Consider the following 22,679-nt stretch of genomic DNA (forward strand, 5'->3'; position numbering starts at 1 on the left):
CCTCAGATCCCCAGATAGGCTTCGCGGATGCGCGGATCGGCGATCAGTTCCGCCGCCGGTCCCTGCATGATGATATGGCCGGTTTCCATGACATAGCCCCGGTCGGCGATCTTCAGGGCGCCGAAAGCGTTCTGTTCGACCAGCAGCACGGTGACGCCAAGCGCCTTGAGCCCGCTGACCACGTCGAAGATCTGCTGCACGATGATCGGCGCCAGACCCATCGACGGCTCGTCCAACAGCAGGCAGGACGGCCGGCCCATCAGCGCCCGCGCCATAGCCAGCATCTGCTGCTGGCCGCCCGACAGCCCGCCGGCCGCCAGGTTGCGCTTTTCGCGCAGGATCGGGAACATCTGGAACGCGTCCTGCATGTCCTTTTCCACCCGCTCGTCGCTGTAGAGGAAGGCGCCGAGGCGCAGGTTCTCCTCGACCGTGAGATTGGTGAAGATCTGCCGGCCCTCGGGCGATTGCGTCAGCCCGCGCGCCGGGCGGCGATGCGCCGGCACCCCGGCCAGCGGCTCGCCCCGGAAGGTGATCTGCCCGGCCGAGACCGGCTGCACGCCCGAAAGGCAGCGCAGCAGCGTGGTCTTGCCCGCGCCGTTGGCGCCGACCACGGTGACGATCTCGCCGGAATCGACATGCAGGTCGATGCCGTGCAAGACCTCGATGCGCCCGTAACGCGAGCGCAAGCCCTCAACCGTCAGCATCGGCACCCTCCTCGGTTCCCAGATAGGCGGCGATCACCGCCGGGTTGCGGCTGACCTCGGCCGGCGCACCCTCGGCGATCTTCTCGCCATGGTCCAGCACGACGATATGGCTGGAAATGCGCATGACCATCTTCATGTCATGCTCGACCAGCAGGATGGCGGTGCCGGATGCCGCGACCTCGGCGATCAGGTGGTCGATCTCCTCGGTCTCGACGGCGTTGCAGCCGGCCGCGGGTTCGTCCAGCAGCAGGACGGCCGGGTTCATCGCCAGCGCCCGCGCGATTTCCAGCCGCTTGAGTGAGCCATAGGACAGGTTCCCCGCCTCGCGATCCGCGGCGCGGTCCAGGCCCACGCGGGCCAGCAGCGCCAGCGCGCCGTCCCGCGCCTCGCGCGAGCGGCGGCGCGAGGCGGGCAGGTTCAGCAGGTCGGCCAGCACCGGCCCCTTTTCGCGCAGGTGAAAGCCCGAGATGGCGTTTTCCAGCACTGTCATGGCCTGGAAGATCTGCAGGTTCTGGAAGGTGCGCGACATGCCGCGCCGCGCCAGCAGGTCGGGGCGCATCCCGGTCACGTCCTCGCCCTTCAGCACCACGCGGCCCGAACCGGGCTGATAGACGCCCGAGATCATGTTGAACAGCGTGGTCTTGCCGGCGCCGTTCGGGCCGATGACCGAGACGATCTCGCCCGGCTCGACCTTGAAGCTGACATCGTTCACGGCCTTGAGGCCGCCGAAGGTGATGCCCAGACCCTCGACCGAAAGCAGCGTCATTCGCCGGTCCCCCGCAGCTTGCGCAGGATCGAGGGCAGAAGCCCGTCCCGCAGGAAGATCATCACCAGCATCATCACCAGGCCGAGGACCAGCTGCTCGTATTCCGCCAGCACCGTCAGCGCCTGCGGCAGCAGCGTCAGCACGCCCGCGCCGAAGATCGCGCCCAGCACCGAGCCGGCGCCGCCCAGCACGGCCATGGTCACCATCTCGATCGAATGCATGAAGCCGGCGATATCGGGGGTGATGAACTTGTTCTGCAGCGCCACCAGCGATCCCGCGACCGAGGCATAGACCGCCGAGATGACGAAGGCCTGCAGCTTGAGCCGCGCCACGTCCACGCCCACGGTGCGGGCGGCGATTTCCGAGCCGTGCAAAGCGCGCAGGGCGCGGCCGGTCGGGCTTTGATGCAGGTTCAGCGCGATCCAGGCGCCGATCATCAGCGCGATGCCGCAGAGGAAATACCAGAACTGGCCGTTGCTCAGCTCCAGCCCCCAGTCCTTCAGGACGCCGCGCAGGCCCAGGTCGGGAACCTCGATGCCGTCGGGCCCGCCGGTCAGCGCCCGTTCGTTGTTCAGCACCATCGAGACCAGGATGCCGAAGCCCAGCGTGGCGACGGCCAGGTAATAGCCCTTGAGCCGCAGGATCGGCCGGCCGACCAGGTAAGCCAGCACGGCCGAGACCGCCGCGCCCAGCACCACCGCCAGCGACGGGTGCAGACCCAGATGCGTCGGCGCCAGCGCGCAGGCATAGCCGCCGATGCCGGCAAAACCGGCATGGCCCAGGCTGATCTGCCCGGCATAGCCGGTCAGGATCACGATGCCGGTCACGGCCAGGCCGTTGACGAAGATCAGCGCGCCGACCCGGTAGTAATAGCCCGAGGGAAAGAAGAACGGCGTGACCGCGATCAGCGCGGCCAGCACCAGCAGCGTGGCGGATTTGGCGGAGAGTTTCGGCATCACACCCGCTCCGTCGATTTGCGGCCGAACAGGCCCTGCGGCATGAAGAACAGCACCAGCAGGATCACCACGAAAGCCGCGGCCTCCTTGTAGGTCGAGGAGAGGTAGCCCGCGGTCAGCGCCTCGATCAGCCCGATCAGGAAGCCGCCGGCCAGCGCGCCCTTGGGATTGCCCATGCCGCCCAGCATGGCGCCGGCAAAGCCCTTCAGCGCGAAGCCGATGCCGACATTATAGGCGGTCAGCGTGATCGGCGTCGCCAGCACCCCGGCCAGCGCCCCGATGCCGGCCGACAGCGCGAAGGACAGCGTCATCACGAAATTGGTGTTGATGCCCACGAGCTGCGCCGCGAGCCGGTTGTTCGAGGTCGCAAGCACCGCCCGGCCCAGAAGCGTGCGGGTGAAGAACAGCCACAGGCCGGCAAAGACCAGCAGCGCGCCGCCGATCACCCACAGGCTTTGCGGCTGGATGGTCGCGCCGCCGATGCGCAGCGGCGTATCGCCGGAAAAGGCCGGGAAGCTGTGGATCTGCTTGTCGAACACCAGCTGCGCCGCGCCCTGCAGGAAGACCGAGGCGCCGATGGTGATGATGATCAGCGACACGACGGGCGCGCCGCGCGCCGGCTCGATGGCCAGCTTGTTGATCGCCACCCCCAGCGCGGCGGTGGCGACGATGGCGATCAGCGCCGCCAGCGGCAACGGCAGGCCGGCAGCATGGGCGAACCAGGTGATCATGCCGCCCAGCATGACAAATTCGCCCTGGGCGAAGTTCACCACGTCCGAGGCGTTGTAGATGATGGTGAAGCCAAGGGCGACCAGCGCATAGACCGCGCCGACCGTCACCCCGGAAAAGAGGAACTGCAAGAACTCTGACATGTGCTCTCCGGCGTCTGTCTTGTGCGTGGGTGGCAGGCGCATTCCCCCGCGCCCCCTAGGGCGCGAGGGCCGGAATTCAGCCGCTTACTCGACCAGCGTCCAGTCGCCGCCCTTGATCTCGAGCATGCGGAAGGCCGAGAGGTCGAGACCAAGGTGATTCTCGGGCGTGAAGGAATAGATGCCGGTGGTGCCGGCCAGGCCTTTGGTCGCCTCGATGGCGTCGCGGATCGCCCCGGGCTCGGTCGAGCCGGCGCGGATGATGGCATCGGTCAGGATCAGGAAGGCGTCATGTGCATAGCCGCCGAAGGTGCCGACCGGGGTCTTGGTCTTTTCCTCGAAGGCCGCCTTGTAGGCGGTGACGACCGGCTTTTGCGCGTCGCCCTCGGGCAGCAGCTCGGCGACCAGCAGCGCGGTGCCGGGCAGGCGCACGCCCTCGGCCGCCTCCGGGCCAGCCAGTTCGATGAACCCGTCCGAGGCGACGCCGTGCGACTGATAGAGCGGCAGGTCGATGGCGAGTTGCTTGTAGTTGCGCGTCACGATGGACGGACCCTGGCCAAAGCCCGGGTTCAGCACCGCCTGCACGCCCTCGGCGTTCTTGATCTTGGTCAGCTGCGCCGTCATGTCGGCGTCCTTGGGATCATAGGTCTCGTCCGCCACGATCTCGATGCCGTAATCGCCGACCACCTCCTTGCACTGCGCCTGCATCGAGGCGCCGAAGCCGTCGGTGCCCGAGATCATGCCGATCTTCGCGATATCGCGCTTCTGCATGTCCTCGAAGATCTTCTGGCAGGCCATGCGGTCGGTATGCGGGGTCTTGAAGGTATAGGGCTTCACCGGGTCGATGATGTCGATGGCGCCGGCCAGCGAGATGAAGGGAATCTCGGCATCCTCGGCCACCGACAGGATCGACATCGAGGTGCCGGTGGTGGTGCCGCCGATGATGGCCTGCACCTCGTCATCCTCGATCAGGCGGGTGGCGAAGGTGCGTGCCTTGTTGGCGTCGCCGCCATCGTCGTAAAGCACCAGCGCGATCTCTTCGCCATTGATGCCGCCCTTGGCGTTCAGGTCCTCGACCAGCATCTCCAGCGTCTTGGCCTCGGGATCGCCCAGGAAGGCGGCCGGGCCGGTCGCCGAAACCGAGGCTCCGATCCTGATTTCGGCGCTGGCGGCCGAGGCCAAGGCAAGCGCGATCAGCGCGGCCGGAACGGTCGTGGTCAGGGTGGTCTTGATCATGGTTTTCCTCCTCCCAGAGAACGTGAAACGGTCAGGCCGCCACAGGACGCCGCCACATGGCGCGACGGAACCGGCTGGCGACGAAGGCGGTGTCGGTCAGGCTGGCATTCCCGGCCGGGTTGGCCCCGGTAACGTGGAAATCGCTGAAGGCCGCCGACTGGTTGACAAAGATGTTGCCGGTCAGGTTGACCGACAGGTTGACGCCGGCCTGCGCAAAGGCGCGTGCGGCCGCGCCAACGCGCGCCGCATCGGTGTCGTAAAGCGCAGCGGTGATCGCGCCCTTGCGCCGCGCCAGGTCGGCGGCGCGGGCGATGCCGGCCGCCGCATCCGGCACCGCGATGACGAAGGCGATGGGGCCGAACCATTCGCCCTCGACCGCCGCGTCGCCGTCGCGCATGGCCAGCAGCAGCGGCGCGGCGCTGCGCCCCTGCCCCACGGGATGCGAATCGCGCACGATCCGGCCCAATCCCCGCGCCTGCTGCACCCGCTCCAGCGTCGCCGGGTTGGCGATGGCGCCGCAGACCCCCGCGGCCCGCGCCGGATCGGCCAGCAGCCCGTCGATGGCCGCGGCCAGCGCCGCCGCCACCTCGTCGAAACTCTTGCGGCCCTGGTCGGTGTCGATCCCGGCCTCGGGCACGTAGATGTTCTGCGGCGAGGTGCACATCTGTCCCGAATACAGCGCCAGCGAGAAGGCCAGGTTCTCGCACATGCCGGTGAAATCCTCGGTCGCGGCGATGGCGACGCTGTTCACGCCGGCCTCCTCGGTGAACAGCTGCGCCTGCCGGGCGTTCTGGCGCAGCCAGGCGCCGAAGGCGTTCGAGCCGGTATAGTCGATCAGCCTGACCGCCGGGTCGGTGGCCAGATGCGCGGCGGTCGGAGCTTCCGGCGTATCCACCGCCAGCAGCACCGAATCGGCCGGCAGCCCGACCTCGGTCAGCACCTCGCGCAGGGTGCGCACCGCCAGCGCCAGCGGCAGAATGGCGGCGGGATGCGGCTTCACGATCACCGGGTTGCCGGTCGCCAGGCTGGCGAAGATGCCGGGATAGGAATTCCAGGTCGGGAAGGTATTGCAGCCGATGGCCAGGGCCAGCCCGGCAGGCACCAGCGACCAATGCTTCTCGATCAGCAGCGGCGCGGCCTTGCCCTGCGGCTTTTCCCAGCGCGCCTCGGTCGGGAAGCGGGACATTTCCTCCCATGCCATGGCAACGGCTTCCAGCCCACGATCCTGGGCGTGCGGCCCCCCCGCCTGGAAGGCCATGGCAAAGGCCTGCCCTGTGGTGTGCATCACCGCGTTCCCCATCAGGAAGCTCGCCCGGTTCAGCCGCACCAGCGCTTCCAGACAGGCACCGATTCGGGCCTCGACCCCGGCCTCGGCCAGGGCCGGCGCCGCCGCCTGCGCCGCCGCGATCAGCGTTTGCGGCGCGGCAGCCGGATAGCTGATCCCCAGCGCGCGGCCATAGGGCGATTCCTCGGCGCCCAGTCGGGTCTCCTCGGGGTGGCCCGGCAGGTCGAAGGGCTTGCCCAGCAAGGCCTCGAAGCCGGAAGCCCCGTCCTCGCGCGCGGTTTCGCCATAGATCTTGCCGCTAGGGATTTCGGGAAAAGGAGTCCAGAATGCGCGACTGTGCAAAGCCCGAAGCGCGGCATCGAGCATCGGCCGGTGGTGGTCGAAAAACGCGGTCATGCTATCCCTCCCTGGACTGGAGATTATCATTGACCGGCCGGTCGGTTTATGCAACATGAATCTTCGAGGACCCCCAAAATTCTGGGGCAAGGGAGTTCACGAATGACGGATACCGTGCTTGCGTCTCTTGCCGACGGCGTGTTGACGCTGACGCTCAACCGGCCGGAAAAGCTTAACGCATTCAACGAGGAAATGCATCTGGCGCTGCGCGCCGGATTCCAGCGCGCCCATGATGATTCGCAGGTGCGCGCGGTTTTGCTGACCGGTGCGGGCCGCGGCTTCTGCGCCGGGCAGGACCTGGGCGACCGCGACCCGCGCAAGGGCGGCCCCGCGCCGGATCTGGGGCAGACGCTCGAGACCTTCTACAACCCCACCCTGCGGCTGATTCGCAGCCTGGAAAAGCCGGTCGTCTGCGCCGTGAACGGCGTCGCCGCCGGCGCCGGCGCCAATATCGCCATTGCCTGCGACATCGTGCTGGCGGCGAAGTCGGCGAAGTTCGTGCAGGCGTTTTCCAAGATCGGCCTGATCCCGGATGCCGGCGGCAGCTTCAACCTGACCCGCATCCTGGGCGAGCCGCGCGCCAAGGCGCTGACCCTGCTGGCCGAGCCGTTGCCGGCCGCAACGGCCGCCGACTGGGGCCTGATCTGGAAGGCGGTCGAGGACGAGGCGCTGCTGCCCGAGGCCCGGGCGCTGGCCGCCGCTCTGGCGGCGGGGCCGACGCTGGGCCTTGGCCTGACCAAGCGGCTGATCCAGGCCGCCGCCACGAACAGCCTCGACCAGCAACTCGACCTGGAGCGCGACTGCCAGCGCGAGGCCGGCCGCAGCGCCGATTATGCCGAGGGCGTCACCGCCTTCCTCGAAAAGCGCAAGCCGGAGTTCAAGGGACAATGAAGGACGCCGCCGTGAAACCCGTCCCGCAGATGACCCCGCAGGAGCTGGCCGAGGCTTCGGCAAAAGCGATGTGGAACGACGATTCCGCCAGCCAGCGGCTCGGCATGAGCCTCGACCATATCGCGCCCGGCCAGGCGACGCTGTCGATGATCATCACCGAGGCGATGTCGAACGGGCACGGCAATTGTCACGGCGGCTATATCTTCACCCTGGCCGACAGCGCCTTCGCCTTCGCCTGCAACAGCTACAATCAGTTGGTCGTGGCCCAGCATTGCTCGATCACCTACCTGATCCCCGGCCGCATCGGCGACCGGCTGACGGCCGAGGCGCGCGAGGTGTCGCGCCGCGGCCGTTCGGGCATCTACGACATCCGCATCACCAATCAGGACGGCGAGCATGTGGCCGAATTCCGCGGCCATTCGCGCACCGTCAAAGGCACCCACCTGCCGGTCGAAGCCTGACCGGACCCGCATCGCAAGGGAGGAAACCATGCAAGACCTGTCCCCCAACCGAAAGGATCTCGACCCGATTGAGACCGCCTCGCGCGACGAAATCGAGGCGCTGCAGTTCCACCGCATGAAGCGGTCGCTGAAACATGCCTTCGAGAACTCGCCGTTCTACCGCAAGCGCTTCATCGAGCACGACGTGCATCCCGAGGATCTGAAGTCGCTCCGCGACATCGCGAAATTCCCCTTCACGGTCAAGCAGGACTTGCGTGACACCTATCCCTTCGGGATGTTCGCCGTGCCGCAGTCCCGGCTGGTGCGCATCCACGGCTCGTCCGGCACCACCGGCAAGCCGACGGTGGTGGGCTATACCCAGGCCGATATCGACCATTGGGCGAACCTGATCGCCCGCTCGATCCGTGCCGCCGGCGGCCGGACCGGCGACATGTTGCACAACGCCTATGGTTATGGGCTGTTCACCGGGGGGCTGGGCGCGCATTACGGGGCCGAGCGGCTGGGCTGCACCGTGGTGCCGATGTCCGGCGGCATGACCGAGCGGCAGGTGACGCTGATCAACGACTTCAAGCCGCGCATCATCATGGTGACGCCCAGCTACATGCTGTCGATCCTGGACGAATTCCGCCGCCAGGGCCTCGACCCGCGCGAATCCTCGCTGGAGATCGGCATCTTCGGCGCCGAGCCCTGGACCAACGCCATGCGCGAGGAAATCGAGGAAGCCTTCGACATGCACGCCGTCGACATCTACGGCCTCAGCGAAGTCATGGGCCCCGGCGTCGCCATGGAATGCGTCGAGACCAAGGACGGGCTGCATATCTGGGAAGATCATTTCTATCCCGAAATCATCGACCCGGTGACCGGCGAGGTGCTGCCCGATGGCGAGCTGGGCGAGCTGGTCTTCACCACGCTGACCAAGGAAGGGCTGCCGATGGTGCGCTACCGCACCCGCGACCTGACCCGGCTCTTGCCCGGGACCGCGCGCTCCATGCGGCGGATCGAGAAGATCACCGGCCGCAGCGACGACATGATCATCCTGCGCGGCGTCAACGTCTTCCCGACCCAGATCGAGGAACAGATCCTGAAATGCGACGGCCTGGCCCCGCATTTCCAGATCGAGCTGACCCGCGCCGGGCGCATGGACACCATGACCGTCCATGTCGAATGCGCGCCCGCGATGGCCGATGCCGATGCCCGCGCCGCCTCGGCCAAGGTGCTGGCGCATCACATCAAGAGCGTGGTCGGCGTCTCGACCCGGATCGAGGTGCAGGATCCCGACACCATCGCCCGCTCCGAGGGCAAGGCCAAGCGCGTCATCGACAACCGCCCCAAGGAATGACGCAAGCGCGGCGAGGCGCTGCCCGTGACAGGGCGGCGCAAAACCGCTAAACGCAAGCAAGGGGGGCTCGCGCCCCCCTGATTTTTCCCGTCAATTCATCAGGCGGGCACGCGATGCAAAGAGGAACCCATGGCTCGCACCCGAGCGGTTGATTTCGAGGAAAAGCGGCGCGGCATCCTTGACAGCGCGGCCGCGGTCTTTGCCGAGCAGGGGATGGAAAAGGCCTCGATGTCGCAGATCGCGGCGCATGGCCAGATCTCCAAGGCACTGCTTTACCACTATTATCCCAGCAAGGATGCGCTGATCTTCGCGATCATCATCACCCATCTGCAGGAGCTGGACGCCGCCATCGAGGCGGCCGACGACCCCACCCTGCCGCCGCAGCAGCGACTGCGCCGGCTGGTGGGCACGGTGCTTGAGAGCTATCGCGGCGCCGACAACCAGCACAAGGTGCAGCTGAACGCCACCTCGGCCCTGTCGGAAGAGCAGAAAACCGAGATCCTTGGCGTCGAGCGGCATATCGTCAAGCGTTTCGCCGTGGTCCTGCGCCAGATCAATCCCGACCTCGACAACCCGCAGCGCCCGTTGCTGACCCCGGTCACGATGTCGCTGTTCGGCATGATGAACTGGGTCTACATGTGGTTCCGCGACGGCGGCCGCATCACGCGCGAGGATTACGCCGACGTGGCGACCACCCTGATCCTGGAGGGGATCAAGGCGGTGCGGTGACGCGGCAAGACCCGGCATCCCGCTTTTGATCTTGGCCGAGGCGGCAACCGCTGCCGTTCGCGGCGCTGGCAGGAAACCGCAAGGCAAGCCGGCAGCCTGTCATCTTGGCGGGGACAGCGATAGAACCGGGTGCTCACCCCCGAGCAGCCGTCTTCCATGACCGTTTCGACCGCATCTTCGACAGCGGGGGCAGCATAGCCGCGAAGGTCGAGGCATTCGTCAAAAACAGCGTCGATTTCAGCCGGATCTGGATCGGAGAAGTCGATCATGATGGCCGGGCGGCGTCGATCGCAATTTCGGAAGGGCGGGGCGATCCCGAAGCACCGCCCCGCCCTTCCGGCTTATTCCGCCGCCCGCGCCAGCGGCCATTCCTTGGCCACCATGGTCAGCACGTCGTATTGCGCCACGACCTCGTCCTTCTGGTTGGTGACCTGGCAGTCCCAACGCACCTCGCCATGCTCGGCATTCTCGCGCGGGTTGATCTCCTTGCAGGTCAGCCGCACCTGCAGCGTGTCGCCGAAATAGACCGGGGTCAGGAAGCGCAGGTTGTCCACGCCGTAATTGGCCAGCACCGGGCCGGGGTTCGGCTCGACGAACAGGCCGGCCGCAAAGCTGGCGATCAGATAGCCATGCGCCACGCGGTCGTCGAAGAACGGATTCGCCTTGGCCGCCGCCTCGTCCATATGGGCATAGAAGGTGTCGCCGGTGAAATGCGCGAAATGCTCGACATCCTCGCGGGTGATGGTGCGCGTCGCCGTGACCAGCTGGTCGCCGATGCGCAGCTCGGCCAGCGACTTGCGGAAGGGATGCATGCCCTGCTGCGCATCGGCGCCCTCGATCCAGCGGCCGGTGACGGCCGACAGCAGCCGCGGCGTGCCCTGCACCGCCGTGCGCTGCATGTAATGCTTGACGCCGCGGATGCCGCCCATCTCCTCGCCGCCGCCGGCGCGGCCCGGCCCGCCATGGACCAGCGGTGCCAGGGGCGAGCCGTGACCGGTCGAGCTTTTGGCCGAGGCACGGTTGCCGATCAGCACCCGGCCGTGGAAGGGCGCGACACCCAGCACCACCTCCTCGGCCACCCGGGGATCGTCGGTGAAGACCGAGGAAACCAGCGAGCCTTTGCCCAGCCGGGTCAACCGGATCGCCTCGTCCAGGTCGTCATAGGGCATGACGGTGGAGACGGGGCCGAAAGCCTCGACCTCATGCACGGCGGCCGCCGCGAAGGGCTTTTCGGCATACATCAGCACCGGGTTCAGGAAGGCGCCCTTGCCGGCATCGCCGGAAGCCAGGCGCACCTCCCCGGGGTCGCCGGCCACGATCTCGGCCACGGCCTGCAACTCGCGGATGCGCTCGCGCACCTCCTGCCGCTGATCGAGGCTGGCCAGCGGACCCATGCGGGTGGCTTCCTCGCCCGGCAGGCCGAGCGCGGTCTTGCCCAGCCGCTCCCCCAGCGCCGCAACCAGCGCCTGCACCTGCGCGCGCGGCGCGATCACCCGGCGGATCGCGGTGCATTTCTGCCCCGCCTTCACCGTCATCTCGCGCGCGACCTCCTTCACGAACAAGTCGAACTCGGGCGTGCCCGCCACGGCGTCCGGACCCAGGATCGAGGCGTTCAGGCTGTCCGCCTCCATGGTGAAGCGCACGGAATTGGCAATGACCGCCGGATGCGCCTTCAGCTTGCGCCCGGTCCAGGCCGAGCCGGTGAAGGTCACCGCGTCCTGTCCGGTGACATGGTCCAGCAGATCGCCGACCGAGCCGCAGATCAGCTGCAGCGCGCCTTCGGGCAGGATGCCGGTCTCGACGATGCGCCGCACCATCAATTCGGTCAGATAGGCGGTCTGGCTGGCGGGCTTCACCAGGCAGGGCACCCCGGCCAGCAGCGTCGGCGCGATCTTTTCCAGCATCCCCCAGATCGGGAAGTTGAAGGCGTTGATATGCACCGCCACGCCCTGCAGCGGCGACAGGATATGCTGGGCGCTGAAGGTATGGTCGCGCGACAGCGGCTCGATATCGCCATCGGTCAGCACGCGGGTGTTCGGCAGTTCGCGCCGGCCCTTCGAGGCATAGGTCAGCATGGTGCCGATCCCCCCCTCGATATCGACCCAGCCGTCGGTGCGGGTGGCGCCGGTATGCAGGCTTTCGGCGTAGAACTCTTCCTTCTGCGCCATCAGCGCCTGGCCCAGGGCCTTGAGCATCGCCGCACGCTCGTGAAAGGACATGCGGCGCAACGCTGGCCCGGCGACCTCGCGGCCATGCGCCAGCGCGGCGGCGAAATCCAGCCCGGTCGAGTCGATCAGCGCCACCGGTTCGCCGGTGGCGGCGTCCAGCAGCGCCTGGCCTTCGCCCGAGCCGGGCGTCCAGCCGCCGCAAACATAGCTTTCCAGGCGGCGCGGGTTGCGGGTGACTGCGTTCATGTGCGTTTCCTTCGCGTTTCCGGTCGCGTTTTGCCGGCAAGGCGCGGGGCCTGTCCCCCGCCGCCCGCCATCCTACAGGCCCAGCCGGGCCAGTTCGTCCTGCACCTGGGCTTCCCATTGCGCCAGCAACGCCTCGTTCGGCTGGTGGCGCAGGCCAAGGCGGCGCAGCATTTCGTGCCGTGCCGATTGCGACAGGCCGAAGCCCGCCGCGACGCGCGGCCGCCAATAATCCAGCGCCGCCAGAATCTCGGCCTTGCCCTTCGGGGTGGCGGCGATGCGTTCCAGCCCTTCCAGCCCCAGCTGGGCATGGCGGGCCTCGCGCGGGGCGATCTGCCGGAAGACCTCGGCCAGCGGGCCGTAGGAGACGCGGGTCAGCTCGGTCATCTGCACCCCGGTCGCTAGGCCCTGCAGCACGTTCATCACCACCGCATCGGTCCAGCCGGCGATCGGATAGTGGAACACCGACAGCCGCATGTCGCCGGGCCGGCGCGCCGCGCCCAGATCGGCCTCGCGCGCGACGCGGGCGGCCCAGTCGTGGCTGGTCTGGTAGCGCATGACATCGGTGCCGAAATCACCCATCACCGCCAGCACCTGCTCGGCGTGGTCGGCCTTTTCCAGGGTGATGCGGCTGGCCGCGATGCGCTCTTTGATGCCGGGCGCGAAGTTGATCGCATTGGCGAACCCGGCCGAGGCGGCCAGTTCGCTGTCCACGAAAGACGACATCAGCCGCAAAAGCTCGCCGCGATAGCGGGCCGGCACGTTGCCCGGCGCGGTCAGCACGCCGCCCTGGGCCAGATAGTCCTCGATGCTCATGGTGTCAGACATGGTTCCCCCTCCCGTCCGGTCATTCGTCATAGGTCACGACGACCCGGTCGCTGACCGGATAGGCCTGGCAGGACAGCACATAGCCCGCCCGGACCTCGTAATCTTCCAGCGCGTGGTTCACCGCCATCTCGACCTCGCCCTCCAGCACCTTGCAGCGGCAGGTCGAGCAGACCCCGGCCTTGCAGGAATAGGGCGCGTCCATGTGGTTGGCGATGGCGGCGTCCAGGATCGTCTCGCCCTCGCGCGGCATCTGGAAATTGCGGGTGGCGCCGTCCAGCGTCACGGTGGCGGCGGTGCCGTTGCCCTGCGTCGCGGCCTCGCGCGAGACGGCGCGGGCCTTGGCCCGGCCGGGCTGGCTGCTGGCGAACAGCTCGAACTTGATCTGGTCGTCGCGCAGCCCATGGTCGCGCAAGGACGCGGCCACGGCCAGCATCATGCCCTCGGGGCCGCAGATGAAGGCGGTGTCCAGCGCGCTCGCGTCGATCCAGTGCTGGAACAGCGCCGCCATCTTGCCCGCGTCGATGCGGCCGGTGAACAGGTCGATCTCCTGCGCCTCGGCCTTGAGCACATGCAGCACCGAGAAGCGGCCCAGATAGAGGTTCTTCAGATCCTCCAGCTCTTCGCGGAACATGATCGAGCTGATCTGGCGATTGGCATAGACCAGCGTGAACTGCGAGCGCGGCTCGCGCGCCAGGACCGTCTTGATGATCGACAGGATCGGGGTGATGCCGGAACCGGCGGCGACGGCCAGGTACTGCCGCCCGGCGGCCGGGTTTATCTCGCTGTAGAACTTGCCCATGGGCGGCATCGCCTCGATCTCGTCGCCCGGCGCCAGGTTCTCGTTCGCCCAGGTGCTGAAGGCCCCGCCATCGACGCGCTTGATGCCGACGCGCAGCGCGCCCTCGTCCTTGCCGGCGCAGATCGAATAGCTGCGGCGCAGCTCCTCGCCATCGAACTCGCGGCGGAAGGTCAGATACTGGCCTTGGGTAAAGTCGAACAGCGCCCGGTCCTCGTCACGGGGCGCAAGGGTGACGACCACCGAGTCGCGCGTCTCTCGGCGCACATCGGTGACCTTCAGCGGGTGGAAGCGTGCCATGTGGGTATCCTTCCTGAAGCGGGGCGCATTCTCAGATGCATTTGAAATAGTCGAAGGGTTCCAGACAGTCCTTGCAGCGATAGCTCGCCTTGCAGGGGGTCGAGCCGAACTGGCTGATCTTTTCGGTATTGGCCGAGCCGCAGCGCGGGCAGGCGATGGTCAAGTTCGTGCCGGTCATCCGGGCGATGCGCCCGGCGATCTGCCCGTCCGCCGCCGTGCCGTCGATGGGGGGCGCGATGCCATAGGCGCGCAGCTTTTCCCGCCCCTCCGGCGTGATCCAGTCGGTGGTCCAGGGCGGCGACATCTGTCGTTCCAGCCGCAGCTTGCCGATGCCGTGGCCGCGCAGCGCGGTCTCGATATCCAGGTTGATGATGCTGGTCGCGGGACAGCCGGAATAGGTCGGCGTCACCTTCACGACCAGCGTGTCGCCCTGCCATTCGACGCCCCGGATGATGCCCAGGTCGGTCAGGCTGAGCACCGGGATTTCCGGATCGGGAACCTCGGAGAGCCAGCCCCAGACTGCCTCGACGCTGGGATGGGTCGCAGCGGCCATGGCCGTTACCAGCTTGCGCCCGGATAGGCGCGCTGCAGGAACTGCATCTCGGCAAGGATATAGCCCAGATGCTCGGTATGGGTGCCCTGCCTGCCGCCCTTGTGCGCGAATGGGCTGTCGGGGATCTGCAGCGTCGCCTCGCCCAGCACATGGCGCAGGGTCTCGTCCCATGCCGGGCGCAGGCTGGCCTGATCGGGGAAGATGCCGCGCGCCGCGACTTGGGCATCCTTGTCGTCGCCGATGAACATCTCGCCCGTATAGGGCCAGAGCGCATCCAGCGCCTCCTGCGTCCGGCGGTGGCTTTCCTCGGTGCCGTCGCCCAGCCGCACCACCAGATCGGACGAGCGTTCCAGGTGATAGGCCACCTCTTTCGCCGCCTTGGCCGCGATCTCGGCCACGCGCGGGTCCGAGGATGCGGACAGGCCCTTCAGCAACTCGTGGTGCCAGGCGTCGAACAGGAACTGCCGCATCAGCGTATGGCCGAAATCGCCGTTCGGACGCTCGACCAGCAACAGGTTGCGGAAATCCCAGGCGTCGCGCAGATAGGCCAGGTCGTCGGCGGTCCGGCCCTGCCCCTCGACCTCGGCCGCCAGACCCAGCCACAGTTGGGTCTGGCCGATCAGGTCCAGCGCCACATTGGCCAGGGCGATGTCCTCCTCCAGCGCCGGCGCGTGGCCGCACCATTCGGACACACGATGGCCGAGGATCAGCGTGCTGTCGCCGAGGCGCAGCAGCGCCTCGAAGAACGCCTCCTGCCCGGCATCGGGCTGCGGCGCGGCGGGATGGTTCGGATGAGCTTCGGCCTTGCGCCGGGCCAGATCCGCCACCTCGGGCGTGTTCATGTCGGGCAGCGACGGCATCACATATGCCCCACTTCGTCGGGAATGTCGAAGAAGGTCGGATGGCGATAGACCTTGGAGTTCGACGGCTCGAACAGCGGCCCCTTGTCCGAGGGGCTGGAGGCGGTGATCTGCGCCGAGGGCACGACCCAGATCGACACGCCTTCGTTGCGGCGCGTATAGACGTCACGGGCGTTCATGATCGCCATTTCGGCGTCGGGCGCATGCAGGCTGCCGACATGGCGGTGGTTCAGCCCGTGCTGACCCCGGATGAAGATCTCCCAGAGCGGCCATTCCTTGGACATGGTTCTCTCCCTAAACTTGGTTGCGCGGCTGGCGCGTGTTCCTGGCGATGACGGGTTATTCGGCGGCCTGCGCCCGGCGGGCGGCGGCCTTCTCGGCATGGACGACCAGCGCGTCGCGGAACCAGGCGCCGTCCTCCCAGGCCTTGACGCGGGCGCCCAGCCGATCTTTGTTGCAGGGCCCGTTGCCGGCCAGAACGTCGTAGAACTCGGACCAGTCCGGCTCGCTGAAATCGTAGCCGCCCTTCTCCTCGTTCCATTTCAGGTCCGGGTCGGGCACGGTCAGGCCCAGATATTCCGCCTGCGGCACGGTCTGGTCGACGAATTTCTGCCGCAGCTCGTCATTGGTGTTCATCTTGATCTTCCACGCCATCGACTGCGCGGAATGCACCGAGTCCTTGTCGGACGGCCCGAACATCATCAGCGAGGGATACCACAGCCGGTTCAGCGCATCCTGCGCCATGCGCTTCTGCGCCGGCGTGCCCTGCGCCATCTTCATCATGATGGCGTAGCCCTGGCGCTGGTGGAAGCTCTCCTCCTTGCAGATGCGGATCATGGCGCGGGAATAGGGGCCGTAGCTGGTCCTTTGCAGCGGCACCTGGTTCATGATCGCCGCGCCATCGACCAGCCAGCCGACCGCGCCCATGTCGGCCCAGGTCAGCGTCGGATAGTTGAAGATCGAGGAATACTTCATCTTGCCGGCATGCAAGAGTTCCATCAGCTCGTCGCGGCTGACGCCCAACGTCTCGGCCGCCGAATAGAGATACAGCCCATGCCCGGCCTCGTCCTGCACCTTGGCCAGCAGGATCGCCTTGCGCTCCAGCGTGGGGGCGCGGGTGATCCAGTTGCCCTCGGGCAGCTGGCCGACGATCTCGCTATGCGCGTGCTGGCCGATCTGGCGGATCAGCGTCTTGCGATAGCCCTCGGGCATCCATTCCTTGGGCTCGATCTTTTCGCCGCGGTCGATGCGTTCCTGGAAGGCAAGCTCCTCGGGCGTCATCTCCTCACGGGACTTGCTGCCTTCGGATTTCACGAGCTGGGCATACATGGCTGGATCCTCCCCTGGATCAAACGCGTTCGATGATGATGGCGATCCCTTGTCCCACACCGATGCACATGGTGCAGAGCGCATAGCGCCCGCCGGTGCGATGCAACTGATACATCGCCGTCGTCACAAGCCGGGCCCCCGACATGCCAAGCGGATGGCCAAGCGCGATGGCGCCACCGTTCGGATTGACGTGGGCGGCGTCGTCGGGCAGGCCAAGATCGCGCAAGGTCGCCAGCGCCTGGCTGGCGAAGGCCTCGTTCAATTCTATCACATCCATCTGCTCGATGGTCAGTCCCGCGCGCGCCAGCACCTTTTTCGCCGCCGGCGCCGGGCCGATGCCCATGATGCGCGGCTCGACCCCCGCCGCCGCCATGGCGACGATGCGCGCCCTGGGCACCAAGCCGTGCCGCTTCGCGGCTTCGCCCGACAGGATCGCCAGCGCCGCGGCGCCGTCGTTCACGCCCGAGGCGTTGCCGGCGGTGACCGTCAGGTCGGGGCCGTTCACGCCCTTGAGCTTCGCCAGCGTTTCCGCGGTGGTGCCGGGGCGGGGATGCTCGTCGGTGTCGACGACGACGGGCTCGCCCTTCTTCTGCGGGATGGTGACGGGCACGATCTCGTCGGCAAAGACCCCTGCCGCCTGCGCCGCTTCCCAGCGGGCCTGCGACCGGGCGGCAAAAGCGTCCTGGTCGGCGCGGCTGACAGCGAAATCGGCGGCGACGTTGTCGGCGGTCTGCGGCATCGAATCGACGCCGAACCGCGCCTTCATCGCCGGGTTGACGAAACGCCAGCCGATGGTGGTGTCATAAACCGCGTTCGAGCGGGAAAACGCGCTTTCCGCCTTGGGCATCACGAAGGGGGCGCGGGTCATGCTCTCGACCCCGCCGGCGATGACGAAATCACAATCGCCCGCCTTGATCGCGCGGGCCGCCATGCCGACCGCATCCATGCCCGAGCCGCAAAGCCGGTTCACCGTGGTCGCCGGCACGCCGATCGGCAGCCCTGCCAGCAGCACCGCCATGCGGCCGACATTGCGGTTGTCCTCGCCGGCCTGGTTGGCGCAGCCATAGATCAGGTCGTCCACCGCCGACCAGTCCACGCCCGGATTGCGTTCCATCAGCGCCCTGAGCGGGATCGCCGCCAGATCGTCCGCCCGGACCGAGGCCAGCGCGCCGGCATAGCGCCCGATGGGTGTGCGCACCGCGTCGCAGATGAAGGCTTCCTGCATGCCTGTTCCCTTTGCCTTGGAAAACCGGCGATTCTCCCAATTCGCCGACCGATTGGTCAGCTTATAGCGCGAGAAACATTACACCGGAAGAAAAAATTGCGCCCATCTTGTGATGTTTTTGCGCGTCCGTAAAATTTTCTTTTCTTATCATGATATTGCATCATAGCATTCCATCCATCCGGTTGGCGCTTTCCGCCGTTCTGGCCGGCAGGAAGCCATCCACGCCCTCGAAGCGGCTGGCGATATGACGCTCGGCCGCCGGCGACAGGGCGGCATAGAGCCGGCGGAACAGGTCCCGCGCCGCGCCGCCGCGCCAGTCTGGCGGCAGCACGCGGGCCGGCAGGCGCGGATCGCGCAGCAACACCTTGCGATAGACCTCGACCAGCAACAGGCGCACCACCAGCGCCGTCTCGTCCGGCAGCGCGCCGCGCCGCGCCGGCTCCAGCACATCCCCGAAACGGCCCAGCATCTCGAGATAGCGGCCCTGCAGCGCCGACAGATCCCAGTAGCGCGCCAGTTCCGCAGCCGCCTCCGGGTCCCGGGCCTGAAAGACCACCGCGCCCTCGGGCGGTTCCTGGCCGCGATCGGGGCGGATGAAGACCGTGCCGCCCATGCGGCCCAGCCGCAGATGGCGGGCCTGATCCTCGGTCATCGCCGGGGCATGGATGATCTGCCAGCCCTCCGAAACCGGGTCGGGCGCATAGAGCAGCCGGGCCGCCTGGTCGAATTCCTTGCGGGCCGAGGCGTCCAGCCGGTAATAGCTGCGCCGCCCGGCACGCTCGCCGCGCAGGCGATGGGCGGCGACCAGGCGCGAGACGGCGGTGCGCACCAGCGACTCGCTGATACCGACACGGGCGCAGATCTCGATCAGCGTGCCAGTCCACAGGACGCCGCCGCGCGGCACCACCACATCGCCATAGACGGTGACGATGAAGGAAGCCGAGCGCAGTTCCAGCCCCCGCAGGATGCCGGCCAGCAGATTGCCGTCGAACATGATCTCTCCGCCTGCGGACCCATCCGCGGCAATATATTACAAACAGCCGGCGGTATTCGCCAGTCGCGTGACATGTCAGGGCATCATCTGCGCCCGCTCGGCCATCAGCCATTCGACGAAGACCCGCCGGGCCTCGATGCGGTCGCTGTTCGGCGGCGCGGCGTCGGATCGGGTCAGGTAATAGTCGAACTGCTCCAGCACCGCGATATCCGACAGCCGCACCAGCCTGCCCTCGGCCAGGTCCGGTGCGACCATCGCCAACGAGCAGAGCGCCACCCCCTGCCCCGCCAGGGCGGCGGCGCGCAGCAGGTTGAAATCCTCGAAGATCGGCCCGGGCAGCGTTTCGGGCAGCGGCTGACCCGCCCGTCGCAGCCAGGTCTGCCACCCGGCCGGGTCCGCGTCATGCAGCAGGCCCAGGCCCAGCATCCGCTGCGGCGTCAGGCTCTCGACCGCCTCGCCATCCAGCAGCGCCGGGCTGCAGACCGGAACGCTGATCCCGCTCAGGAACGGTTCCGAGCGGAAGCCGGCGCCCATCGGCCGCGCGGCGGCAAAGGTGAACGCCAGGTCCACATCGCCGAAGTCGATCTCGTGGCCGTGATGGGCGTAGATGACGCGCAACTGCACTTCGGGATGCCTTTCGCGAAAGCGCGGCAGGCGTGGGATCAGCCAGCAGACCGCGACCGAGGGGATGGCAGCGACAACCAGAAAATCGGCGGCGGGCGCGTGGCGGGCCCGGCGGCAGGCCGCGTCGATGCCACCGAAGGCCAGCGTCAGGTCGCGGGCCAGGGCCTGGGCATGGGGCAGCAGCCGCGGCACCCGGCCGCTGCGGTCGAACAGCGACGCGCCCAACCATTCCTCCAGATGCCGGATCTGGTGGCTGACCGCCGGCTGGGTCACGAAAAGCGCCTCGGAGGCGGCGCGGAAGCTGCCGAGCCGCGCCACCGCCTCGAAGGCGCGCAGGGCGTTCAGAGGGGCGGTCGTCATGGTGCCTCGGATAAGAATTTCTAATCGGTTTGATTATAAATGGTCTTTTGACGCAGGGCAAATGCGACGGCAATCTGAACGAAACCTAACCGGGAGACCATAGATGACCGAACGCGAAAAACTGCAGAACTATGTCGGCAACGGGCGGAAGGCGCAGCCGACCTTCTCGGCGGCCGAGATGCAGCGCCGCCTGGACGCAATCCGGGCGCATATGGCACAGGCCGGCATCGACGCGGCGCTGTTCACCTCGTATCACAACATCAACTATTATTCGGACTTCCTCTATTGCCAGTTCGGCCGCCGCTACGGCTTCCTGGTCGACCATGACAAGGCGACCTCGATCAGCGCCGGCATCGACGGCGGCCAGCCCTGGCGGCGCACCTTCGGCGGCAACCTTACCTATACCGACTGGCAGAAGGACAATTACTTCCACGCCATCCGCCAGCTGGTCGGCGCCGCCAAGCGCATCGGCATCGAGTTCGACCATGTGAACATCGACCTGCTGAAGCTGCTGAAGGCGGAGTTTCCCGGCGTCGAGTTCGTCGACATCGCCGCCCCCGCCATGCGGCTGCGCATGGTCAAGTCGGCCGAAGAGATCGCCCATATCACCGAGATGGCCCGCATCGCCGATGTCGGCGGCGCCGCCTGCGTCGAGGCGACGGCGGTGGGGGTGCCCGAGCACGAGGTGGCGCTGCATTCCACCGCCGCCATGGTGCGCGAGATCGCCAGAACCTGGCCGCATGCCGAACTGCTGGATACCTGGACCTGGTTCCAGTCGGGCATCAACACCGACGGCGCCCACAACCCCGTCACCTCGCGCCGGATCGAGGCCGGCGACATCCTGTCGCTGAACTGCTTCCCGATGGTTGCCGGCTATTATGTCGCGCTGGAGCGCACGCTGTTCGCCGAACATGCCAGCGACGAGCATATCCGGCTGTGGGAGTTCAACTGCAAGGTCCATGACCGCGGCAAGGAACTGCTTGTGCCGGGCAAGAAATGCTCGGAGATCGCCGCAGAACTGAACGAGATGTATGCGGCCGAGAACCTGCTGCAATACCGCAGCTTCGGCTATGGCCACAGCTTCGGCGTGCTCTGCCACTATTACGGCCGCGAGGCCGGGCTGGAACTGCGCGAGGATTGCGACACCGTTCTGGAGCCCGGCATGGTGGTCTCGATGGAGCCGATGATCACCATCCCCGAGAACATGCCCGGGGCCGGCGGCTACCGCGAACACGACATCCTGGTGATCGAGGAGGCCGGCAACCGCAACATCACCGGCTTCCCCTACGGCCCCGAACATCTGATCGTGACGGGCAAGGCCAAGGCAGCCTGATCCCCCAGCGGCCCGCCGGCATCCGCCAGGCGGGCCGCTTCGCATCATGCGCGCCGGCAGGAGGGGCCGGCACAAAATCCCAAGGGAGGAAAATCATGTCACATTCCGTGGCCGCGCCAGCGGCCGCCCGGACCGATGATGCCGACGGCTCGCAGACCGTGCTGAAAAAGGTCTTGGGCGCCAGCTTCATCGGCAATTTCGTCGAATGGTTCGACTATGCGTCCTATGGCTATTTCGCGACGGTGATCGCCGCCGCCTTCTTTCCCGACATCGCGCCGGGCAGCGCCCTGCTGGCCACCTATGCGGTTTTCGCCATTTCCTTCGTGATCCGGCCGCTGGGCGGCATCATCTGGGGCGCGATCGGCGACCGGGTCGGCCGGCGCACGGCGCTGTCCTGGTCGATCCTGATCATGTCGGGGGCCACCACGGTCATCGCGCTGCTGCCCGATTACCACCAGATCGGCATCGCCGCGCCGATCCTGCTGCTGCTGGTGCGCATGGTCCAGGGCTTCTCGGCCTCGGGCGAATATGCCGGGGCGACCTCGTTCATTGCCGAATATGCGCCGACGCATCGCCGCGGGCTGTATACCAGCATCGTGCCCGCCTCGACCGCGGCGGGGCTTCTGGCCGGGTCGCTGATGTCGGCGGCGCTGTTCTGGCTGCTGAACGAGGCGCAGATGCAGGCCTATGGCTGGCGCCTGCCCTTCCTGCTGGCGCTGCCGCTGGGGCTGGTCGGGCTCTATATCCGGCTGCGGCTCGAGGATACGCCCAGGTTCCGCGAACTGGAACAGGCGCATCACCTCGAGCGCACGCCGATCCGCGAGCTGTTCGGCAACCACGGCCGACAGATCGCCATCGCCTTCGGCGCCACCTGCCTGAACGCCGTGGGCTTCTATCTGATCCTCAGCTATATGCCGACCTATCTTTCGACCGAGATGGGCATGGGGCATACGGAATCCTTCATCGCCGCCAGCCTGTCGCTTGCCGTCTACATCTTCCTGATCTTCCTGATGGGCCAGCTTTCCGACCGCTTCGGCCGCAAGACGGCGCTGATCACCGCCTCGGTGCTGTTCATCCTGCTGACGGTGCCGCTGTTCCGGATGCTCGACGGCGCGGGCTTCGTCACCATCGTGCTGATCCAGATCGCCTTCGGCGCGCTGCTGACCATCAACGACGGCACGCTGCCCTGCTTCCTGTCCGAGATCTTCCCGACCCGCGTGCGCTATTCCGGCTTCGCCTTCAGCTTCAACGCCGCCAATGCGCTGTTCGGCGGCACGGCGCCCTTCGTGGCGACCTGGCTGATCGGCGCCACCGGCAGCAAGCTGGCCCCGGCATGGTACCTGGTCGGCGCCGCCGGGCTGGCGCTGATCGCCATGCTGCTGGCCCGCGAAACCGCCGGCAAGCCGCTGGCAGACTGACCGGCGGCCTCCCGTT

General features: G+C 67.2%; 22 protein-coding genes. 6 read left to right on the forward strand and 16 right to left on the reverse strand.

The window, feature by feature from the left end:
* Positions 1 to 2: 2 nt before the first annotated feature.
* From ACFOMP_RS07535 to paaN, 6 genes are all read right to left on the reverse strand, one after another.
* Positions 3 to 704: an ABC transporter ATP-binding protein gene (locus ACFOMP_RS07535; RefSeq protein ID WP_289895971.1), complete on the reverse strand. Its 702-nt coding sequence runs from the start codon at positions 702 to 704 to the stop codon at positions 3 to 5.
* Positions 691 to 1,470, reverse strand: coding sequence for an ABC transporter ATP-binding protein (locus tag ACFOMP_RS07540; RefSeq protein ID WP_289895970.1), 780 nt, complete (start codon positions 1,468 to 1,470; stop codon positions 691 to 693). The genes ACFOMP_RS07535 and ACFOMP_RS07540 overlap by 14 nt, the downstream gene beginning before the upstream one ends.
* A complete protein-coding gene (locus ACFOMP_RS07545) occupies positions 1,467 to 2,426 on the reverse strand; it encodes a branched-chain amino acid ABC transporter permease (protein ID WP_289895969.1) in 960 nt (319 codons plus the stop codon). The genes ACFOMP_RS07540 and ACFOMP_RS07545 overlap by 4 nt, the downstream gene beginning before the upstream one ends.
* On the reverse strand, positions 2,426 to 3,298 hold the full coding sequence (locus ACFOMP_RS07550; protein ID WP_289895968.1) for a branched-chain amino acid ABC transporter permease: 873 nt from the start codon (positions 3,296 to 3,298) through the stop codon (positions 2,426 to 2,428). Before ACFOMP_RS07550 ends, ACFOMP_RS07545 begins: the two co-directional genes overlap by 1 nt.
* Positions 3,299 to 3,382: 84 nt before the next feature.
* Entirely contained in the window at positions 3,383 to 4,531 is a 1,149-nt protein-coding gene (locus tag ACFOMP_RS07555) for an ABC transporter substrate-binding protein (protein WP_289895967.1), read from the reverse strand.
* A 31-nt stretch (positions 4,532 to 4,562) separates the two neighbouring features.
* Positions 4,563 to 6,212: a phenylacetic acid degradation protein PaaN gene (gene paaN, locus ACFOMP_RS07560; RefSeq protein ID WP_379029101.1), complete on the reverse strand. Its 1,650-nt coding sequence runs from the start codon at positions 6,210 to 6,212 to the stop codon at positions 4,563 to 4,565.
* A 102-nt stretch (positions 6,213 to 6,314) separates the two neighbouring features.
* Between paaN and paaG the strand changes: the two genes are divergently transcribed.
* The 4 genes from paaG to ACFOMP_RS07580 all read left to right on the forward strand — a co-directional run bounded on the left by paaG (position 6,315) and on the right by ACFOMP_RS07580 (position 9,632).
* Positions 6,315 to 7,103 carry a 2-(1,2-epoxy-1,2-dihydrophenyl)acetyl-CoA isomerase PaaG gene (gene paaG, locus ACFOMP_RS07565; RefSeq protein WP_379029104.1) on the forward strand — a complete coding sequence of 263 codons (789 nt, stop codon included), beginning with the start codon at positions 6,315 to 6,317 and terminating at the stop codon, positions 7,101 to 7,103.
* A gap of 29 nt (positions 7,104 to 7,132) precedes the next feature.
* Positions 7,133 to 7,564 (forward strand): hydroxyphenylacetyl-CoA thioesterase PaaI, encoded by a 432-nt coding sequence (gene paaI / locus ACFOMP_RS07570; protein WP_379029232.1) that lies wholly within the window; start codon positions 7,133 to 7,135, stop codon positions 7,562 to 7,564.
* Positions 7,565 to 7,592: 28 nt separating this feature from the next.
* On the forward strand, positions 7,593 to 8,903 hold the full coding sequence (gene paaK / locus ACFOMP_RS07575) for a phenylacetate--CoA ligase PaaK (RefSeq protein WP_289895963.1): 1,311 nt from the start codon (positions 7,593 to 7,595) through the stop codon (positions 8,901 to 8,903).
* 129 nt (positions 8,904 to 9,032) lie between these two features.
* Positions 9,033 to 9,632, forward strand: a complete 600-nt coding sequence (locus tag ACFOMP_RS07580; protein ID WP_379029107.1) for a TetR/AcrR family transcriptional regulator — start codon at positions 9,033 to 9,035, stop codon at positions 9,630 to 9,632.
* A 341-nt stretch (positions 9,633 to 9,973) separates the two neighbouring features.
* Here the strand turns inward: ACFOMP_RS07580 and paaZ are convergent, their stop codons facing one another.
* The 10 genes from paaZ to ACFOMP_RS07630 all read right to left on the reverse strand — a co-directional run bounded on the left by paaZ (position 9,974) and on the right by ACFOMP_RS07630 (position 19,912).
* Complete coding sequence (gene paaZ / locus ACFOMP_RS07585; protein WP_289896526.1) at positions 9,974 to 12,046, reverse strand: phenylacetic acid degradation bifunctional protein PaaZ; 2,073 nt, start codon at positions 12,044 to 12,046, stop codon at positions 9,974 to 9,976.
* Positions 12,047 to 12,118: 72 nt separating this feature from the next.
* Positions 12,119 to 12,871, reverse strand: a complete 753-nt coding sequence (locus tag ACFOMP_RS07590; RefSeq protein ID WP_379029110.1) for a Phenylacetic acid catabolic protein — start codon at positions 12,869 to 12,871, stop codon at positions 12,119 to 12,121.
* Between the two features lie 19 nt (positions 12,872 to 12,890).
* A complete protein-coding gene (gene paaE, locus ACFOMP_RS07595; protein ID WP_379029113.1) occupies positions 12,891 to 13,967 on the reverse strand; it encodes a 1,2-phenylacetyl-CoA epoxidase subunit PaaE in 1,077 nt (358 codons plus the stop codon).
* A gap of 31 nt (positions 13,968 to 13,998) precedes the next feature.
* Positions 13,999 to 14,520, reverse strand: a complete 522-nt coding sequence (paaD, locus tag ACFOMP_RS07600; RefSeq protein ID WP_379029116.1) for a 1,2-phenylacetyl-CoA epoxidase subunit PaaD — start codon at positions 14,518 to 14,520, stop codon at positions 13,999 to 14,001.
* Between the two features lie 5 nt (positions 14,521 to 14,525).
* Positions 14,526 to 15,380, reverse strand: coding sequence for a 1,2-phenylacetyl-CoA epoxidase subunit PaaC (gene paaC, locus ACFOMP_RS07605; RefSeq protein WP_379029119.1), 855 nt, complete (start codon positions 15,378 to 15,380; stop codon positions 14,526 to 14,528).
* On the reverse strand, positions 15,380 to 15,664 hold the full coding sequence (paaB, locus tag ACFOMP_RS07610; protein ID WP_019352085.1) for a 1,2-phenylacetyl-CoA epoxidase subunit PaaB: 285 nt from the start codon (positions 15,662 to 15,664) through the stop codon (positions 15,380 to 15,382). Before paaB ends, paaC begins: the two co-directional genes overlap by 1 nt.
* Positions 15,665 to 15,719: 55 nt before the next feature.
* Positions 15,720 to 16,709: a 1,2-phenylacetyl-CoA epoxidase subunit PaaA gene (gene paaA, locus ACFOMP_RS07615; RefSeq protein ID WP_019352084.1), complete on the reverse strand. Its 990-nt coding sequence runs from the start codon at positions 16,707 to 16,709 to the stop codon at positions 15,720 to 15,722.
* Between the two features lie 19 nt (positions 16,710 to 16,728).
* Entirely contained in the window at positions 16,729 to 17,934 is a 1,206-nt protein-coding gene (pcaF, locus tag ACFOMP_RS07620) for a 3-oxoadipyl-CoA thiolase (protein WP_379029124.1), read from the reverse strand.
* A 160-nt stretch (positions 17,935 to 18,094) separates the two neighbouring features.
* On the reverse strand, positions 18,095 to 18,928 hold the full coding sequence (locus tag ACFOMP_RS07625) for a PaaX family transcriptional regulator (protein WP_289896520.1): 834 nt from the start codon (positions 18,926 to 18,928) through the stop codon (positions 18,095 to 18,097).
* A 75-nt stretch (positions 18,929 to 19,003) separates the two neighbouring features.
* Complete coding sequence (locus tag ACFOMP_RS07630) at positions 19,004 to 19,912, reverse strand: LysR substrate-binding domain-containing protein (protein WP_379029127.1); 909 nt, start codon at positions 19,910 to 19,912, stop codon at positions 19,004 to 19,006.
* Positions 19,913 to 20,015: 103 nt separating this feature from the next.
* Here ACFOMP_RS07630 and ACFOMP_RS07635 point away from each other — a divergent pair, with 103 nt between their 5' ends.
* Positions 20,016 to 21,245: an aminopeptidase P family protein gene (locus ACFOMP_RS07635; protein ID WP_379029130.1), complete on the forward strand. Its 1,230-nt coding sequence runs from the start codon at positions 20,016 to 20,018 to the stop codon at positions 21,243 to 21,245.
* A 95-nt stretch (positions 21,246 to 21,340) separates the two neighbouring features.
* On the forward strand, positions 21,341 to 22,663 hold the full coding sequence (locus tag ACFOMP_RS07640; protein ID WP_379029133.1) for an MFS transporter: 1,323 nt from the start codon (positions 21,341 to 21,343) through the stop codon (positions 22,661 to 22,663).
* Positions 22,664 to 22,679: the final 16 nt, after the last annotated feature.

Source organism: Paracoccus simplex (genome assembly GCF_042648325.1).
Classification (GTDB): Bacteria; Pseudomonadota; Alphaproteobacteria; order Rhodobacterales; family Rhodobacteraceae; genus Paracoccus; species Paracoccus simplex.

What these genes read in the sequence shown, in the direction of transcription:
- ACFOMP_RS07535 (WP_289895971.1), bottom strand. Translation starts at nt 704, where the DNA reads ATGCTGACGGTTGAGGGCTTGCGCTCGCGTTACGGGCGCATCGAGGTC.
- ACFOMP_RS07540 (WP_289895970.1), bottom strand. Translation starts at nt 1,470, where the DNA reads ATGACGCTGCTTTCGGTCGAGGGTCTGGGCATCACCTTCGGCGGCCTC.
- ACFOMP_RS07545 (WP_289895969.1), bottom strand. Translation starts at nt 2,426, where the DNA reads ATGCCGAAACTCTCCGCCAAATCCGCCACGCTGCTGGTGCTGGCCGCG.
- ACFOMP_RS07550 (WP_289895968.1), bottom strand. Translation starts at nt 3,298, where the DNA reads ATGTCAGAGTTCTTGCAGTTCCTCTTTTCCGGGGTGACGGTCGGCGCG.
- ACFOMP_RS07555 (WP_289895967.1), bottom strand. Translation starts at nt 4,531, where the DNA reads ATGATCAAGACCACCCTGACCACGACCGTTCCGGCCGCGCTGATCGCG.
- paaN (WP_379029101.1), bottom strand. Translation starts at nt 6,212, where the DNA reads ATGACCGCGTTTTTCGACCACCACCGGCCGATGCTCGATGCCGCGCTT.
- paaG (WP_379029104.1), top strand. Translation starts at nt 6,315, where the DNA reads ATGACGGATACCGTGCTTGCGTCTCTTGCCGACGGCGTGTTGACGCTG.
- paaI (WP_379029232.1), top strand. Translation starts at nt 7,133, where the DNA reads ATGACCCCGCAGGAGCTGGCCGAGGCTTCGGCAAAAGCGATGTGGAAC.
- paaK (WP_289895963.1), top strand. Translation starts at nt 7,593, where the DNA reads ATGCAAGACCTGTCCCCCAACCGAAAGGATCTCGACCCGATTGAGACC.
- ACFOMP_RS07580 (WP_379029107.1), top strand. Translation starts at nt 9,033, where the DNA reads ATGGCTCGCACCCGAGCGGTTGATTTCGAGGAAAAGCGGCGCGGCATC.
- paaZ (WP_289896526.1), bottom strand. Translation starts at nt 12,046, where the DNA reads ATGAACGCAGTCACCCGCAACCCGCGCCGCCTGGAAAGCTATGTTTGC.
- ACFOMP_RS07590 (WP_379029110.1), bottom strand. Translation starts at nt 12,871, where the DNA reads ATGTCTGACACCATGAGCATCGAGGACTATCTGGCCCAGGGCGGCGTG.
- paaE (WP_379029113.1), bottom strand. Translation starts at nt 13,967, where the DNA reads ATGGCACGCTTCCACCCGCTGAAGGTCACCGATGTGCGCCGAGAGACG.
- paaD (WP_379029116.1), bottom strand. Translation starts at nt 14,520, where the DNA reads ATGGCCGCTGCGACCCATCCCAGCGTCGAGGCAGTCTGGGGCTGGCTC.
- paaC (WP_379029119.1), bottom strand. Translation starts at nt 15,380, where the DNA reads ATGCCGTCGCTGCCCGACATGAACACGCCCGAGGTGGCGGATCTGGCC.
- paaB (WP_019352085.1), bottom strand. Translation starts at nt 15,664, where the DNA reads ATGTCCAAGGAATGGCCGCTCTGGGAGATCTTCATCCGGGGTCAGCAC.
- paaA (WP_019352084.1), bottom strand. Translation starts at nt 16,709, where the DNA reads ATGTATGCCCAGCTCGTGAAATCCGAAGGCAGCAAGTCCCGTGAGGAG.
- pcaF (WP_379029124.1), bottom strand. Translation starts at nt 17,934, where the DNA reads ATGCAGGAAGCCTTCATCTGCGACGCGGTGCGCACACCCATCGGGCGC.
- ACFOMP_RS07625 (WP_289896520.1), bottom strand. Translation starts at nt 18,928, where the DNA reads ATGTTCGACGGCAATCTGCTGGCCGGCATCCTGCGGGGGCTGGAACTG.
- ACFOMP_RS07630 (WP_379029127.1), bottom strand. Translation starts at nt 19,912, where the DNA reads ATGACGACCGCCCCTCTGAACGCCCTGCGCGCCTTCGAGGCGGTGGCG.
- ACFOMP_RS07635 (WP_379029130.1), top strand. Translation starts at nt 20,016, where the DNA reads ATGACCGAACGCGAAAAACTGCAGAACTATGTCGGCAACGGGCGGAAG.
- ACFOMP_RS07640 (WP_379029133.1), top strand. Translation starts at nt 21,341, where the DNA reads ATGTCACATTCCGTGGCCGCGCCAGCGGCCGCCCGGACCGATGATGCC.